At 39.2% G+C, this 15,847-nt stretch carries 14 protein-coding genes; 8 read left to right on the plus strand and 6 right to left on the minus strand.

The genetic code is table 11. From position 1 onward, the window contains the following. Positions 1–5: 5 nt before the first annotated feature. Both AOM43_RS04420 and AOM43_RS04425 read right to left on the minus strand, forming a co-directional pair. Positions 6–596 (minus strand): chloramphenicol phosphotransferase CPT family protein, encoded by a 591-nt coding sequence (locus AOM43_RS04420; RefSeq protein WP_059359221.1) that lies wholly within the window; start codon positions 594–596, stop codon positions 6–8. Positions 597–626: 30 nt separating this feature from the next. Beyond that, positions 627–1,208, minus strand: coding sequence for a hypothetical protein (locus tag AOM43_RS04425; protein WP_059359223.1), 582 nt, complete (start codon positions 1,206–1,208; stop codon positions 627–629). Positions 1,209–1,386: 178 nt separating this feature from the next. Here AOM43_RS04425 and AOM43_RS04430 point away from each other — a divergent pair, with 178 nt between their 5' ends. The 7 genes from AOM43_RS04430 to AOM43_RS04460 all read left to right on the plus strand — a co-directional run bounded on the left by AOM43_RS04430 (position 1,387) and on the right by AOM43_RS04460 (position 8,252). Then, positions 1,387–2,154 carry a nucleotidyltransferase domain-containing protein gene (locus AOM43_RS04430; RefSeq protein ID WP_100067506.1) on the plus strand — a complete coding sequence of 256 codons (768 nt, stop codon included), beginning with the start codon at positions 1,387–1,389 and terminating at the stop codon, positions 2,152–2,154. Between the two features lie 7 nt (positions 2,155–2,161). Next, a complete protein-coding gene (locus tag AOM43_RS04435) occupies positions 2,162–3,235 on the plus strand; it encodes a DNA polymerase beta superfamily protein (RefSeq protein WP_006341111.1) in 1,074 nt (357 codons plus the stop codon). A gap of 34 nt (positions 3,236–3,269) precedes the next feature. Continuing rightward, positions 3,270–4,235 carry a C39 family peptidase gene (locus AOM43_RS04440; RefSeq protein WP_006341112.1) on the plus strand — a complete coding sequence of 322 codons (966 nt, stop codon included), beginning with the start codon at positions 3,270–3,272 and terminating at the stop codon, positions 4,233–4,235. Between the two features lie 153 nt (positions 4,236–4,388). Then, positions 4,389–4,733, plus strand: coding sequence for a carboxymuconolactone decarboxylase family protein (locus AOM43_RS04445; protein WP_006341113.1), 345 nt, complete (start codon positions 4,389–4,391; stop codon positions 4,731–4,733). Between the two features lie 225 nt (positions 4,734–4,958). Next, positions 4,959–5,627: a BON domain-containing protein gene (locus tag AOM43_RS04450; protein ID WP_006341114.1), complete on the plus strand. Its 669-nt coding sequence runs from the start codon at positions 4,959–4,961 to the stop codon at positions 5,625–5,627. A gap of 49 nt (positions 5,628–5,676) precedes the next feature. Continuing rightward, the gene (locus AOM43_RS04455; protein ID WP_226987393.1) at positions 5,677–6,609 is read left to right on the plus strand and encodes a phosphotransferase enzyme family protein; all 933 of its coding nucleotides are present in this window, start codon (positions 5,677–5,679) and stop codon (positions 6,607–6,609) included. Between the two features lie 215 nt (positions 6,610–6,824). Further along, complete coding sequence (locus tag AOM43_RS04460; protein ID WP_193374855.1) at positions 6,825–8,252, plus strand: flavin monoamine oxidase family protein; 1,428 nt, start codon at positions 6,825–6,827, stop codon at positions 8,250–8,252. A 99-nt stretch (positions 8,253–8,351) separates the two neighbouring features. Here AOM43_RS04460 and AOM43_RS04465 read toward each other — a convergent pair whose 3' ends face one another. Next, the gene (locus AOM43_RS04465; RefSeq protein ID WP_006341117.1) at positions 8,352–9,308 is read right to left on the minus strand and encodes an LURP-one-related/scramblase family protein; all 957 of its coding nucleotides are present in this window, start codon (positions 9,306–9,308) and stop codon (positions 8,352–8,354) included. Positions 9,309–9,982: 674 nt separating this feature from the next. Here AOM43_RS04465 and AOM43_RS04470 point away from each other — a divergent pair. After that, positions 9,983–10,420 (plus strand): GatB/YqeY domain-containing protein, encoded by a 438-nt coding sequence (locus tag AOM43_RS04470; protein ID WP_006341120.1) that lies wholly within the window; start codon positions 9,983–9,985, stop codon positions 10,418–10,420. 379 nt (positions 10,421–10,799) lie between these two features. Here AOM43_RS04470 and AOM43_RS04475 read toward each other — a convergent pair whose 3' ends face one another. From AOM43_RS04475 to AOM43_RS04485, 3 genes are read right to left on the minus strand one after another with little or no spacing between them, the layout of a single operon-like run. Beyond that, complete coding sequence (locus tag AOM43_RS04475; RefSeq protein WP_006341121.1) at positions 10,800–11,921, minus strand: ABC transporter permease; 1,122 nt, start codon at positions 11,919–11,921, stop codon at positions 10,800–10,802. Between the two features lie 2 nt (positions 11,922–11,923). Continuing rightward, on the minus strand, positions 11,924–14,707 hold the full coding sequence (gene rbbA, locus AOM43_RS04480; protein WP_006341122.1) for a ribosome-associated ATPase/putative transporter RbbA: 2,784 nt from the start codon (positions 14,705–14,707) through the stop codon (positions 11,924–11,926). Between the two features lie 4 nt (positions 14,708–14,711). Beyond that, complete coding sequence (locus AOM43_RS04485; protein WP_059359225.1) at positions 14,712–15,800, minus strand: HlyD family secretion protein; 1,089 nt, start codon at positions 15,798–15,800, stop codon at positions 14,712–14,714. Positions 15,801–15,847 lie beyond the last annotated feature (47 nt).

Here is a 15,847-nt window from a genome sequence, read left to right on the forward strand (position 1 = left end):
ATAAATTAAACTTGTTTTGAATTCTCTTTTTCAGAGAAAGCCTGTTTAATTTTTTCTATATTTTCTTCTAAGCTTTGAGCGTGCGTATCAATTTCTAGATCATAAGCGACGTTTTCATGAACTTTAAAATACTGTCCACGAGCCCCTCCCACAAATCGATTTCCTCGCAAACGTTCACGTTTCTCCAAAATATCTAGAGGAGTAGTCACTCCTACATACAGAACAGGGTAATCTTTGAGAGCTTGCTTCCATTCACCAACTTCAAGAATACCAAATGCCACGTCATCGATAATCAGATTATATTGCTGGGAAACAAGAAGTATGGCGACATCCTTGAGAGTTCTTGAGATCTTATCAGCGAAAGGACCTGCATGAATTTTATAGATGGGATGGCCTGTCGGATCTACGGCAGGCCTCCAAGAAAAACCAAGAGGAGCAGCCCCTCCTTCCCAGTTATTGATCTTTTCTGGCATAAAACCAATCATTTTATCGAGACTGATATGAAGATACGGTTCTATAAATGCATTTTGAAGGGCCTTCGCCACCGTCGTCTTACCAGAACTCGAAGGCCCGTTAAGATAAATAATCTTAGACATGCATGCCCCACATTGTCTTTAGAAAGAGTCTTAATTATTTAATGGTTTTGTCCCATTTAAGAAATTGACCCAAAGAGCAAGATCTTCTTTGCTTGGACTATTTCCAAAATTTTTTTTAGTTGGATAAATAAGATGAAACACGAGAACATTTCCAGCTCTATCATTAAGACCGACATAGGCCATATGCACAACATCTTTTCCAATAATCATTTTAATTGCAACGAGTGGATAATTTCCCCATTGAGAAAAAGCTGCTTCAAATCCTTTTGGGAACTCTTTCTTCATTTGTGCAATCATTTGCTTCATATCAACAGAAAAGGATTTAATTCCATCTTCTTTTGCCACATGAATCACAGGCTTTGTAAGTAATCGTGGATTTTCTACAAAATTTTTACCTAAATCATTTGGCCCTAAAATATACTCATCGCTAGGCATGCCTTCAGACCTAATGGAAACATAATTTTTTGGGAGATAAAGTGCGACTGCAAAAGGTGCTCCAAGATTGGGCAATAAATGTGTATGCAGCGCATTTTGATTATATCCCGCAGCATTTATTTGAAAAGAGCCTGCTAAAAAGATTGTCCACGCTATAGCGAAACATAATTTTTTCATTATATTCTCCCGATGTGTATGCTGATTGAGTGGTCAGAATAATCATTTTTGATACGAAATAAGCAATTCAATTGCTTGAAACACAAATTGTCATATAACAATTTTAATATCCAATCATTTTGTGCTTCTTGATAATTCGTTTTATTTTTAATCATGCATTTTAAAAAAAGGTAAAATGATGGAAGATAGTAAAAGCCTCATCAAAACTAAAATTGAAGAAATCGAAAAAGAACAGAATATACACATCCTGTTTGCTTGTGAATCTGGAAGCCGTGCATGGGGCTTTCCATCACCTGATAGCGATTTTGATGTGCGATTCATCTATAAACATCCAAAAACCTGGTACCTGTCTTTACGTGAAGAATCGGATGTCCTGGACTTTCCCATCAATAGTATTCTTGATATTAATGGATGGGATTTAAAAAAAGCACTTCGGCTCCTGATCAAACATAACGCTGTTCTCTACGAATGGATTCAATCCCCTATTGTTTATGTCGAAAACACAACATTTAAAAAGGATTTTGCAGAAATATCCACTTCTTGTTTTTCGCAAATAGCAACCATGTATCATTATCTAAGCTCATCAAAAAAATATTATGAAAAATGCATCAGTGAGAACATGGTTAAGCTAAAGACCTACTTTTACTGTCTGCGGTCAACTTTGGCAGCGCTATGGCTACATCGTTTTAAAACCATTCCCCCAATGGAATTACACAAACTTATGGATGTAATAAATGAAAAAAAGCTTCTAATTGAAAAAATTCATGTTCTTCTTCAACTCAAAGCCACTCAAAATGAATCTTATTTACATCCGCGTGAAACTGACCTAAATCACTTTTTTTATGAAACAATCTCCTTATGTGAATCTACAGCCTCTTCCTTACCAAAAGGCTTTCTTGATTACAAAGTGTTAAATACGTTTTTTCAGAATACAATCGAAGGATAATTGAAAGATGGATCTAAAAGAGCTTAAAGAAAGTAATTGCATTATTTTTGAGTGCATTAGCGGCAGTAAAGCCTATGGGTTATCCACTGAAACTTCTGATGAGGATATTAGAGGAGTTTTTATTTTGCCTCGAGAAAAGTTTTATTCTTTTGACTACCAAGATCAAATCAATGATGAACGTCAGAATATTATCTATTATGAACTTAGAAAATTTCTCGATTTATTAGCAAAAAACAATCCTAGCATGCTGGAATTGCTTAACATTCCAGAAGATTGCATTCTCTTTAAACATCCTTTATATGACAAAATCAAATCTCTAGATTTTCTCTCTCAATTATGCAAGGATACCTTTCTAGGTTACGCTGTAAGCCAGTTCAAAAAAGCTCGAGGTCTCAAGAAAAAAATCCTACACCCTGTTGATAAAAAACATAAAAGTGTTATGGATTTTTGCTATGTTTTAGATAATCAGCATTCTATTCCTTTATTGAACTTCTTAAAAAATCAAAGTCTTTCCCCCCAAAACTGCGGATTATCCGTAATTCCTCATATGCGGGATCTCTATGCCATTTTTTATGACCCAGACAATGGCTACAAAGGGATCATACATCATGAAAATTCAGGCGATGTAGCTCTCAGTACCATTCCAACAGGCGAAATACCTATTGCAACAATGTCATTCAATAAAGATGGGTATAGCACTTATTGCAAAGACTATAAAGAATACTGGGATTGGGTTGAGAATCGCAATGAAGATCGATTTCATAATACCCTTGAACATAGCAAAAACTATGATTCCAAAAATATGATGCACCTATTTCGCTTATTAATGATGACTGAGGAAATAGGGCGTTCTGGAATGCTTGTCGTTCGCCCTCCTGCACGAGAAGAACTTTTAAATATTCGAAAAGGTATTTTAAGCTTCGCTGAACTTGAGGAACAGATGAACGATAAAGTGCAAGAAATCGAAAAGATTTTTCAATGCTCTCTTTTACCTAAAAAACCAAACTTGGAATACATCAATCACTTGTTAGTAGAGATACGTACAGAATTTTATCAATCTTGCGAACAGCAAAGTTTATAACACAAAAAAACACATTTTATAAGTCGGAGAATTTATGAAAAACCTTATTTTTTATTTTTTTATGTTGTTTAACATCTTTCATTTAGAAGCTTATATGGCTCACCGAGAAGCCCCCTTTGAGCAAGAATGGAAAGAAGAAAACTTAAGTCCTTTTGATGAACTCATATTATCTTGGAATGGCATGCGCCCCACCGAAGGAAAATTGCTTTTTTATGTAAGTGCTAAGGTCAATGAATGGTCTCCTTGGCTCTTATACGCCTCATGGGGAAGTGACGGGCAATCAAGCTTTTCAAACTCGGCTCCAGAGAATTTTGTTAAAGTTTACCAGGATACTTTTGAAGTATTGGAAGGGAAAAAAGCCACAGGTTTTAAAATAAAAATAGTTCCTGAAGATTGTGTCTTGTATAACATCCATCATCTCCATGTTTATACAAACGGGAATACCCCACAATTATTACCTGAGCGACTCCCTTCATCAAACTTAATCCATATCGATGTACCAGGGCTTTCACAAATGACAATTAATCATGCTCGACATAATGCTCTTTGCTCCCCAACTTCCACAACTGCTGTCATACGCTACCTTTCGAATAATGATGCTATTGACCCTATTTATTTTGCACAAAACGTGTGGGATCGTGGTTTCGATATTTTTGGAAATTGGGTGTTTAATGTCGCACAGGCCTCTTCTGAATTAGGCTCATCTTGGAGTTGTTGGGTAGAGAGATTGAATGGATTTGATCAGATACATCAACGGTTAATCCAAGGGACCCCCATCATTGTCAGCGTGAGAGGCCCTTTACATGGAAGTGCTCTGAGTTATTCCGCGGGACATTTGATGGTGGTTATCGGATATGATTCTTTAAATCAAAAAGTGATTTGCATGGATCCAGCATTTCCCTCCGATGATCAAACACATGTTTCTTATGATCTCTCAAACTTTATAGAAGCTTGGAGTCGCAGAGGAAAGGTTGCTTATATCTTCAGTAAGAACCTTTAAGATCTATTAGAAATAACTTCTCTCAATCTGCAACTGTTGGTGCTAATTGAGAGAAGCCAAAAAAATGAGTTCTGATATTGAGTTGTCCTGCTAGCAATTATGAAAGATTTTTATTTGATAAATTTAAACAAAAAAACTGATTGGAAGTGAGTTATGACAAAAAATTATAAAGAGATTACAGCAGATATTTCCATGTATTTATCAAAAATGCGTAAAGAAATTCCAGATGTCATGAATGGATTTTCCCATTTAGCCCAAGCTGCAACAAAAGATGGAGCACTTAATAAAAAGACAAAAGAATTAATAGCGCTTGCTCTTGGCATTGCGGCACGTTGCGATGGTTGCATTGGCTTTCACACCCAATCCTTGGTCAGATTGGGAGTAACTCGTGAGGAATTTCTCGAGACATTAAGCATGGCTGTTTACATGGGGGGTGGACCTTCATTAATGTATGCAGCAGAAGCCCTTAAAGCATTTGAAGAATTTAGTATGGTGTAATGCTCGAGAAATTGCTATTTCCTGCGGTTTTGTGTACACTTTGACAATCAGGAATAATCTGCGGTATTTTCTCTTATAGTTAAAAAATAATTTTAAATGCATCAACACACTTAATTTCAGATATTTACATATTAAAATAGAAGAAAGCAGTTTGACAAGATAGATTCTATCGTTTTAGCATATTTATATTGGCCTAACAGCATTGGCCTTGAAAAGGAGGTTTTTATGAACAGGGATGTACTAGAAACTAACTGGGTTCAAGTCCGTGAAATCTTGAGAGAAAAATTCAGCAATTTGTCTGAAGATGACATCAGACAAATTAACGGACGATATGATCAACTTGTCGCTAAGCTACAGCAAAAATATGGCTATTCGAAAGAAGAAGCTGAAGATAGAATCCGATCTTGGAATTTTGATAGGATGGCAGCAGGACCTAGAGATGCTATCCGTGATGAAAAGCTAAGAAGAGAGGATGCAAATACGATCAGAAGAGAAGATACTGCTAGAAGAGAAGATAGAGTCAGAAGAGAAGAAGATAATTCGACTCTTTTCAAATGGCTTCTAGGTTTGGGAATCCCCCTTCTCTTATTGGCTACATACTTTTTAAGTAGTGGCACTAGAACTCCTGAAGTAACAAGAACACCAACGGCTACGCAAGAACAGTTTGTGGTGGAAACACCTGCGGATCGTGCTATTTCGAGTAGCCTGCGTAATGCTTTTCTTTCTCAGCCAAATTTGGCATCTGAACTACAAACCGTTCAAATAACCACACATAATGGTGTTGTTACATTGTCCGGATCGGTATCTAGTAGAGAAATAAGTGATTTTATGACAACTTCAGCTCAAAATGCTTCTGGAGTTAATCAAGTTATCAACAATCTTCAAATCAGATAATTGAACTTGTTAAAGGATCCAAAGGTTATCTTTGGGTCCTTTTAAGGATATGCAATTTAACAAAATCAACATGAATTATCATCTCGTCACTTTTTTTCAACAACACCTTAATCTTCAACATGCCGCTTTCATCCTCATAGATCATGAGGATGCAATGGTTGCAACCGTTTATAAGGTGATGCTTTCTAATGGCACCAAGCTCATTTTAAAAATACATGAACGTTTAAACGATTATTTCAGAGAAATTTATTTTTTGAAATATTTCGCAGATAAATTACCTGTTCCTCGCATTGTCGAAGCCGTACAGCCAGATAGAGGCACCTGTGGAGCTATTTTAATGGAATACCTACCTGGGGCTTTACTTAAAGAAACGAAATTTACAACCAGCCTAGCTTACGAATTGGGCTCTCAGCTTGCATGTATTCACCTCAATCGGATCCCTACCTACGGTGATCCAATTCAACGAGATCATTTGAGTAACAATCCACGCGCCTATTTTACATTCAAATTTAAAGAGGGTTTAGATGAATGTAGAAACCATCTGCCTAAAAAACTCATTGAACAATGCCAATCCTATTATGATGCACATCTCGATCTCTTAAATTCTGTAGACGGTCCTTGCATGGTCCATCGTGATTTTCGTCCAGGGAATCTAATTATTTATAATGGCAAACTGCAAGGAATTATCGATTGGGCTGGAGCACGCGCAAGTTTTGCAGAGGAAGATTTTTGCCTTCTAGAGCATGGAGGATGGCCAAATAACCCAAATTGCAAAAAATCTTTTTTAGAGGGTTATGCAAGCATACGCCCTATTCCTGATTACAAAGATCTCATGCCATTTTTACGCGTGAATATAGCGATTGCAACGATTGGCTTTACAGTCAAACGCGGAACTTGGAAAAACACTCACAAGCGCATATACAAGTTTAATCGACACTTTCTCGAAGTTTTTCTTCAAAACGTCTCTTTTTTCTCAAAATAACAATCTCAGGAGCATTCACCAACTACCAGAGTTTTGGTAAATCCCTGAATCATTCATTGAGACCATGCAACAACACAGTGAAAAGCTCTTTTAATATCAAAACATACACAGAAGTCTCTTGTAATGAATCAATTTTTTTGTTAGGAATAAAACGATTACTTTTTTTAAAACTTAGCTAGATGATTGCTTGCAGTGATGCTCTCAATGGAGATTCAATGGCTTTTTCAAAGGTACTTTACTTCATGACGATGTTTTTCACAACCACCTCAATGATTGCAGAAAGCAAAACACCCAAAATTGCTGTTGTAGGAGCTGGATTGGCAGGATTGACAACCGCATATCGTTTGCAACAAAAAGGCATGGATGTTGATGTTTATGAAGCTCGCAGCCGAGTTGGTGGAAGAATTCTCACTGCAAAGGTTAGAGGCCACATTGCGGAATTAGGTGGACAAAACATCACAGACGGTGGAGAAGCAAAGAATATGCGCCGTTTAATTGAAGAATTGGATCTTGAATTAATAAGTGATACAGTTTCTCTAAATTATGCCTATTACACAGGAAAAGAACTCATATTTGCAGAACAACTTTTAAGAAACAATCCATTTGATCCAGAAAACCTCAGAATAAAACTAAATAAGCTTATGCAAGAATCGACGACAATGCGTGATGTATTGCGTGGAATCCTTGAAGAAGAAAATCCCCTTTACAAAACTTTAGCTGTCAGATTAGCGGGTTATGAGGGGGCCACAATCGAAAAACTTTCCCCTATATATACAGAGACATTGTATCATATGCTTCTTGGTGGCTTGTCAGCAGTTCATCAAGGGGCTGGGACAGAAACCTATATTGATCTTTTGAGCATTAAAGGTGGAAATGCATTACTTCCAGAAAAACTTGCCCAAAAACTAGAAGGCAAACTCCATCTCAATACCCCTCTAAAAAGAGTCTCAAAGAACTTAGACCATACCTTTGCTTTAACATTTCAGGATGATCAAATCGTAACAGCAGATATTCTTGTATTAGCAATCCCCTGTTCAGTCTATCAAGAGATCATTTTTGACCAAAATATTCTACCCCTAACTAGACTTCAAGACATACAAAAGGTGCAATATGGCACGAATGCCAAAATCTTGATCCCTTTTTCCACTCCCCCTCCAGCAAGAATAGGATTCTTTAATGACCATCTGGGCTGCTTCTTCGATGTAAATTGCAATATTCTCACCTTGTATTACACTGACATTACAAGTCGATTCTCAGCTGAAACTATTATGGAGACCTATCAACAAGATAGGCCTATGTTAGAAATAGGGTTTGGAAATGCTTTACCACCTTTTTCTACTCCGGTATTAGCAGAAGATCAATCTTTTGCTTCCTATGAAAACCCTGTGGGCTATAGTTGGCCAAATGATCCCTATGCAAAAGGTTCCTATTCTTACATTGCTCCAGGCCAAGAAGCCCAATTGACTACAATAAAAGAAGAGCAAGGCGAAAAAGTTAAGGTACTTTTTGCTCCCATCAACCAACAACTTTATTTTGCTGGCGAGCATACCTCCATTTTACTGGAAGCTCCTGGAACAATGGAAGCTGCCTGTGAATCAGGAGAACGCACATCGCGTATGATTATAAATTCCGTCAATCTTTGAACTATTAGTTTTGCTTCCAAACTTTCAACTGTGCCAAAATTGACGAAACCTCATCCAAAATTAGTTCCTGCATTTGATCGACTTCTCTAAGTTTAAATATTATTTATTGAGTTTATAATCGATGAGCATGTACAAAGCACTTTTCTGCCCATCCGTTAGCTCATTACTATCCAAAAGAGGCATAAGATATTGTAAACCTGAAATAATCCTTTCCTCGCCTTTTTCATTTTCAGTTGAAGGATATTCAATGGATTGCAATTTGGTTTCCACGATTTCCTCAACTTGCTCCAAATCAAATTCTGAGGGATCTACTGAAGTCAATATGCTTCGATAGATTTCTAATTGTTCACGTAAAGCATTGAATGCATTTTTTGTGTCTGACAATTTTTCGGTATCTAACAAATCTTGCATTGTGCATGCAAAGGGAACTTTGGAATAGCTCGATTTGCTGTTTCGGCGCCTCTTCCTTGCCCACATTTCTCGGTCCGATTGTAATGCCATGACGATGAGGAAAAGACGTGGATCTATCTGCTTTTGATTAAACAAAGCAGGATTTTCAATTGTTACCGTCCAATTCTCTTTCCAACGGAAGAAAGGTCTGTATAGTGTTACCATGGAAATATCGGTCACAGGGTCTTTTAAAGTATAGCGTGTTCCCCAAAAATTCAATTTAGCAATAGCAAGTATTTCTCTTGTTGGAGAAATGATGTCAAATGTAGGAAAAAAAGTAAAAATTCGTTCTTCGACTATCCCAAGGGGATTATCCATGGCATCAATTACATCGAATACCGCTCCCCATGACAACCAACGAGCTTTTGCTCTTGACTCAAGTTGATCATAAATATCCCGGAATTCATATTCGATCATCCAAGAAATAAACTTGCGATGGATGTAGCCCAATCTATATTCTTTTGTCTCAATATCAAAATCGGATGTCCATGAAAACCATCGCTGATTAACAGTAAATTGCTCAGGTAAAGGATCGGGAAGTTGTGCGGATAATGAGGCTCTTAAAAGCCCAAAAGATGCCAATGTAAAAATAATATGTTTCAACATTTTCTATTCGCTTTAAATTTTTGTATAAATCTTTAAAAGATGCCTTGCAGATTATAATGATGGGAAATAATTGTAAATGCTCACGCAATCTCAGAAATCAATTGATCCATGTAACCCTGTTGAAATTTAATTCAACTTTCCAAAAACACTTAGCAAGCAGGAACTCTGATTTCAGTTGGAAGCTTCAACACAATTGATTGATCAATGATTTTTTGCTCTTGATCTGCTACCCGTTGATGATCGTCTGCTATTTTAGATCTCTGAGATCTTAAATCATCCACACGCTTGATATAAACAGTTCATTCAGCCAGAAGTTTAAGTATTTCATGATTAATCCGATCCATCTCCACTCAAATGTAAGCGATATTACAACAATTTTGTTTGGCGATTTCATAAAAAGCACTCAATATATCTAGCCCTAGATCGCGTTGGCCAAACTCCCAAAAATAGCTTGTTTAATACCAAGAATTTTCATGGAAAAGATATCTAAAGATAAGGTTTTGATTGTTTCCTTTGAGAAGGATTGTCTACGATCTGTAAACTTTCTCAAAGCTTCTCGCATAGACATAATCCCTATCCCCGAACTTTTGATTGGGAAAAATCAAAAACTGATTTAAGCTATTGCCAAATCTTATTAGAGATAAAACTTAAAATCGAAGTGAAAGGGGTTAATTATGGCATTAGTCGAAAAAATCAATGATGGCATCAAAGAAGCAATGAAAAGCCGAGATCAAATTAGACTCGATACCTTGCGAATGCTAAAATCAAAAATATTAGCTGTGGATGCTCGCTGCAACCTCCCAGACGCAGAAGTTTTAAAGCTATTTAAGACTTACTTTGGCAGCCTAAAAGAAGCCCTGGAACAAGCTCAAACTTTTAATCGACCGGACATCGCAGAGAAATTAAAAAGTGAGCTGGAAATTGTGCAAGAATTTTTACCTAAAGCTCTTTCTCCTGAAGAAACCAAAAAAATCGTCATTCAAGCCATCGCGGATTCTGGAGCCAAAACAAAGAAGGATTTTGGATTGGTGATGAAGAGCATTATGAAACTTAACAATTCAGTTGACGGCAAACTGGCCAAAGACTTGGCAAATCAATTATTGTCCGATTAGGCAAAGAGGAAAAACTATTGGTTCGGGGAAAGGCCATGCTGATTCCCGAACCTCGAAATTAACATAGCGCAAAATCACCAACCTGTATTTGGGAAAACTATTAACTGTAAATACTTTAATTTTTTTTTATTTATGCCCATTCCTTTTAAGTAATGGTGCACCTAAATTTTCTTGAAAAACCACCTTTAAATACTAATCTAAGGGCTAATTTTAGCAATGCCGGGAAACTAGAATTGGATGAATAGCTTTTTAGTCCTTCCTCATCTTGGTTGATATTCGGATAAATTTCACTATCCGACTACCAGAGGGTTTCACTTGCGACAGTTTCAGTGGTTCCTTCAATGACAGATTGTTCAGTATTGTGTTCTAAGCTTCCCCATTATGTCATTAAAGCAAGTGTTTTTCGGAAACGAGTCAGGGATATCGAAAACAAGATAGCCCCAATTACAGCCAGAGAAAGAAGCTGTGGCCAAACAATCGATAGACCAGCTCCTCGATACAACACAGCCTGCGCGAACATCACAAAATGCGTGTTGGGGGCCACCAACATAATGTTCTGAATCCATCCAGGCATGCTTTCACGAGGAGTGACAGCACCAGAAAGGATCTCCAAAGGTAAAAGGACAAGTATCACAAGTAGGGAGAACTGAGGCATGGAGCGAGCCATCGTGCCAAGAAAAATGCCCAGAGAGGTAGTGGCAAACAAATGCATAAATGTCCCTGTTAGGAATAATAGATAGGAACCTTTAACGGGCATTCCAATCAGCATTTGTATAATTAGCACTAATGAGACGAATGAAGTGATCATAACGACTAGCGCCATGGACCATATTTTGCTAAGCATAATTTCGAATGGGGTAACGGGCATCACTAACAGATGCTCCACAGTCCCGTGTTCTCTTTCCCTGATCAAAGCTGCTCCAGTCAAAATAGCCGAAAGCAAAGTAATGTTGCTGATAAGCTCCATCACTCCACCAAACCAACTTTCCGTCAAATTGGGATTGAAAAATATCCTAAAGGGTACATCTACTTGAAATGATTTGTTGATCCGGTGCCCTTGTAAAAAGGCCATGACCTCGGTCATTATAATCTGTTCGACCTGTTCATTGCCTATTAAAGCTTGGTTTACTCGAGTCGCATCAATGTTTAGCTGAACTATAGGTTTTCTTCCCCCAAGCACATCTTGCTCAAATTTGGTTGGAATGACGATCGAAAAAGTATCAAAACCGGAATTCATCCGTTCCTCAACTTCATTAAGAGTGATTAGCGTCGGTGCGCTGAAATAAGGGAGATAAAACGCATCAATAATCCTTTTTGATAGTTGGGAATGGTCTTCGTCAACGATTGAGATAGGAGCTTTGTGAAGTGTTTCAGGCAAGGACATGGCAACAATGTATATGGAGACACTGAAAGCATACAAAATCAGCACCATCAAAATAGGATCTCGACCTAGGCTGATCAATTCCTTAAGTCCAAGATAAAATATATTTACCACTCGCATAGTCAGCGCTCCTGTTTTCTCAATAATGCTATTGTCAATCCCAATAAAATGGGAATAGTCACTATGAGCGGAATGAACCACACCTGGAGATCATGAAAGCCAAGTCCTTTCGAAAAGGTACCTCTAGCAATGGTTAAATAATAACTTGTTGGAAATATATGTCCGATGAAATAGGCTCCCCCATCCAAAGATGAAATTGGATCGAGAATCCCAGAAAAATGGAGCGTTGGAACCATGGTTATGATAGCCGTTCCGACAATTGCGGCTACCTGGCTGTTAGTGAAGGTGGAAAATAGCAATCCTATGCTAGTGGATATAATCACATAAAGGAATGTTGCAGCTGCAAGGGTTAAAAAACTTCCCTTAAGCGGCACATCAAAAATGAGAAGGGCCACTCCAACCAAAAGAATAAAGTTTATCAGGGCCAGGATTACATAGGCGGTTTGCTTGCCAATTAAAAACTCGAGACGTGTTACTGGAGTGGTATAGAAGTTAATAATGGAGCCGAGCTCTTTCTCTCTCACCACAGAAAGCGAGCTGAGAATTGCAGGAATCATGATCAAGAGAAGCGAAATGACACCCGGAACCATCGCCGGAACACTTTTAACATCGGGGTTATAAAGGAAACGCGTTTCAATGGATATCAGCTCTCGTGGAGTATGGATTTCAAGCCACTTCCTCGCCGAGTTTTGTAGCCAATGCAAATGCATTCCCTCCACATAGCCACGGATAATTTCCGCACGCCTTGGCATCGCCCCATCAATCCAAGTCCCAATACTTACCTGTCTGCCGCGCTGCACGTCACGTGCAAAACCGGGAGGGATTTCTATGGCCAAGCTAATTTCACCATTGCGCAGGCGCCGATCCATATCTTCATAGTCTTTAATGGGCGCACGTCTGATAAAGTATCGCGACCCCGCTATATTATAAGCATAATCGCGGCTAATAAACGTCTGGTCTCTGTCCAACACAGCAAAAGAAAGGTTCTCTACATCTATAGTGATTCCGTATCCAAATGCCAGCATTAAGATAAAACTTCCAATTATTGAAAGGGATAAGCGGGTAGGATCACGATAAAGTTCCAATGACTCTCGTAGAAGATAGCTAGTCATTCGCCGAATGTTAAAAAAACTTGAGTTTGTTTTGTTAGGCTGGGCTTTTTGTGCAACGGCCCCAAGGGTAGGGGTCGAAAAACTTGCCTCTTCTTCTTTAGATTCCGCTCTGCCGGCACCCGCATCCTCAAGATACTTGATGAAAGTTTCCTCTAATGATTTCGCTTTGCGCTGTTCAACTAAAGAAGCCGGGGGACCGCATGCCAGCACCTTTCCTGCATGCATCAAAGAAATTCTATCACAACGCTCAGCTTCATTCATAAAGTGAGTGGAAATGAAAATGGTCACTCTATCATTCCGGGCAAGATCAATCATGATTTGCCAAAAAGCATCGCGCGCGATAGGATCTACGCCTGAGGTGGGCTCGTCTAAAATCAGTATCTCCGGACCGTGAATCATCGCGACTGCTAATGATAGCCTTTGACGCATTCCTAAAGGGAGAGATTCTGGAAGGCTATTAATTTCTCCCTCGAGCCCGAACCGAGAGATGGTTTTTTGCACTTTTTCTGAGATCTGTTCTTTGGGTGTATTGAAAAGATGTGCATGAAGAACGAGATTTTGTTTTACAGTAAGTTCGGTATAAAGGGAGAAAGCCTGAGACATATAGCCGACGCGTTTTCGAGTCTCCAGGTCATTTGAATTGAGGATTTTGCCGAATAACTTGGCTTCGCCTTCAGTCGGAGGTAGAAGTCCAGTCAGCATTTTCATAGTCGTTGTCTTCCCACAGCCATTAGAACCAAGGAATCCAAAAATCTCCCCACGTCCTATTTTGAAACTTACATGATCAACGGCCGTGAAATCACCAAACTGCATGGTTAAATTCGTGGCTTCAATGGCTATTTCCGAAACGTCTTCCACTTTGCGGGGAATTATAACTACCGGTTTGTAATCTTTAAGCTGAGTTTCAGGAAGCATGGTGATAAATGCTTTCTCCAGGTTTGTAGAATTTGTCTTCGCCAAAAAATCTACAACTTTTCCTGTAAAAAGTATGCGCCCGGCGTTCATGGCCACAAGCCAGTTAAAACGCACTGCTTCTTCCATGTATGCAGTCGCAACAAGCACACTCATATTCGGATTAACTGCACGGATACGATCTATAAGCTCCCAGAAAAATCTACGGGAGAGAGGATCGACACCTGTCGTAGGTTCATCGAGGATCAATAAGTCAGGATCATGGATCAATGCACAACAGACTCCTAGTTTTTGCTTCATACCGCCAGAGAGTTTACTGGCTGGTCGATCTTTAAAGGAAAACAACCCTGTCGCACGCAAAAGCTCATCGATGCGCTGTTTTCGCTCACGATAGCCTAGTCCAAATAGGCGGCCGAAAAAATCGACATTTTCAAAAACAGAAAGAGTCGGATAGAGGTTTTTGCCAAGCCCTTGAGGCATATAGGCTATCTTGGGGCAGAGCGCCTCACGATATTTCTTGTCTGACATATCTCCATCAAAAACCATTACCTTGCCTGTTTGGATTTCTCGTGAGCCAGCTATGAGAGACAAAAGGCTCGATTTTCCTACGCCATCCGGTCCTATCATTCCAACAGTGCATCCAGCCGGAATATCAAGATCAACAGCATCTAACGCAATGACATTTCCATACCGCAAAGTGACCCCATTAATGCGCACAACGGGCTCTATAGAAGGCGATTTTGTTTGGGGTTGAACGCTCATATATTTACCTGAAAATAAGTTGGCCTTGGTTTTTATTTATCTGCAGATCGTCCGGCCATGGCTTTTCAGGGTCTAGCCTAAGGTACGCTACGCCTGGCAATCCGGTTTTAATCTGAGCGATATTCTCTTTGAGAAAATCTTTCGGTATCTGAGCTTTGATGCGAAACATTAATTTTTCTCTTTCTGTCGCTGTTTCTACTGTTTTTGGAGTAAACTGAGCGACATCAGAGATAAACGAGACGTATGCTGGAATGACATAATACGGAGCAGCATCGAGTATTAATCTCACTTCTTGCCCAATAGATACCTTTCCCGCATAAGCCGTTGAAAGAAAGAAAGTCATATAGACATCGCTTAGATCAACCAGGCTCAATACAGCACCACCAGCTGGGACAACTTCTCCTGCCTGTGCTACACGATACTGCACTCGTCCATCGCGAGGAGTTTTCAAAGCGCTGTCTTTTATATCCGCCTCTATTTTCGCTACGGACCCCTCATTAGCCTCAACAGACGATTTGGCTCCAGTCACCTCTTCTTGTGCGGTTACGATGGCCGCATCATCAGCTTCAACTTGGGCAATAGCCGCGTTTTTAGCAGCAACCGCACTTTTAAAGGACGCATAATCATCATCGGCGGTCTGTTGCGAAGTCGCCCCTTCTAGAACCAACTTTGAAGAACGTGCCAACCTTTTCTCTGAGACTTCTAATTCAGCTTCGCGTTGCTTCAATACCGCCTCTGCAGCAGCTTTTTCACTCTTTTTTTGAATAAGTCTGCTTTGGTTAATAGCAACATCACTTCTCGCCGCAAGCAGCCTACCTTTGGCTTCTCGAAGCTGTGCCTCCAGGACATCAGGGTCCATATAAGCCAAAACCTGCCCTGCCTTGACATAGTCCCCTTCTTCCACAAGAAGCTCCTTAATTTGACCGGCTATCCGAGGCGCAAGATTAATTTCTGTGGCCTCAATCCTCCCATTTCCACTGACAATGTCCTTTTTTTTGTGTTGCATATAGCTTTGCCATAAGACGAAAGCTAGGATTCCGATAATAAGCAGCCCTAGAGCACCCATTAACCACATTTTCTTATCTTTTATCATGATATTCCTTATTAAAATGTCCTAGCAACAAGCCGGTAGATGAATTC

Source organism: Parachlamydia acanthamoebae (assembly GCF_000875975.1).
GTDB lineage: Bacteria > Chlamydiota > Chlamydiia > Chlamydiales > Parachlamydiaceae > Parachlamydia > Parachlamydia acanthamoebae.

Bases quoted from the DNA above. Each gene is read 5' to 3' on its own strand.
- AOM43_RS04420 (WP_059359221.1), bottom strand. From the start codon at position 596: ATGTCTAAGATTATTTATCTTAACGGGCCTTCGAGTTCTGGTAAGACG.
- AOM43_RS04425 (WP_059359223.1), bottom strand. From the start codon at position 1,208: ATGAAAAAATTATGTTTCGCTATAGCGTGGACAATCTTTTTAGCAGGC.
- AOM43_RS04430 (WP_100067506.1), top strand. From the start codon at position 1,387: ATGGAAGATAGTAAAAGCCTCATCAAAACTAAAATTGAAGAAATCGAA.
- AOM43_RS04435 (WP_006341111.1), top strand. From the start codon at position 2,162: ATGGATCTAAAAGAGCTTAAAGAAAGTAATTGCATTATTTTTGAGTGC.
- AOM43_RS04440 (WP_006341112.1), top strand. From the start codon at position 3,270: ATGAAAAACCTTATTTTTTATTTTTTTATGTTGTTTAACATCTTTCAT.
- AOM43_RS04445 (WP_006341113.1), top strand. From the start codon at position 4,389: ATGACAAAAAATTATAAAGAGATTACAGCAGATATTTCCATGTATTTA.
- AOM43_RS04450 (WP_006341114.1), top strand. From the start codon at position 4,959: ATGAACAGGGATGTACTAGAAACTAACTGGGTTCAAGTCCGTGAAATC.
- AOM43_RS04455 (WP_226987393.1), top strand. From the start codon at position 5,677: ATGCAATTTAACAAAATCAACATGAATTATCATCTCGTCACTTTTTTT.
- AOM43_RS04460 (WP_193374855.1), top strand. From the start codon at position 6,825: ATGGCTTTTTCAAAGGTACTTTACTTCATGACGATGTTTTTCACAACC.
- AOM43_RS04465 (WP_006341117.1), bottom strand. From the start codon at position 9,308: ATGTTGAAACATATTATTTTTACATTGGCATCTTTTGGGCTTTTAAGA.
- AOM43_RS04470 (WP_006341120.1), top strand. From the start codon at position 9,983: ATGGCATTAGTCGAAAAAATCAATGATGGCATCAAAGAAGCAATGAAA.
- AOM43_RS04475 (WP_006341121.1), bottom strand. From the start codon at position 11,921: ATGCGAGTGGTAAATATATTTTATCTTGGACTTAAGGAATTGATCAGC.
- rbbA (WP_006341122.1), bottom strand. From the start codon at position 14,707: ATGAGCGTTCAACCCCAAACAAAATCGCCTTCTATAGAGCCCGTTGTG.
- AOM43_RS04485 (WP_059359225.1), bottom strand. From the start codon at position 15,800: ATGATAAAAGATAAGAAAATGTGGTTAATGGGTGCTCTAGGGCTGCTT.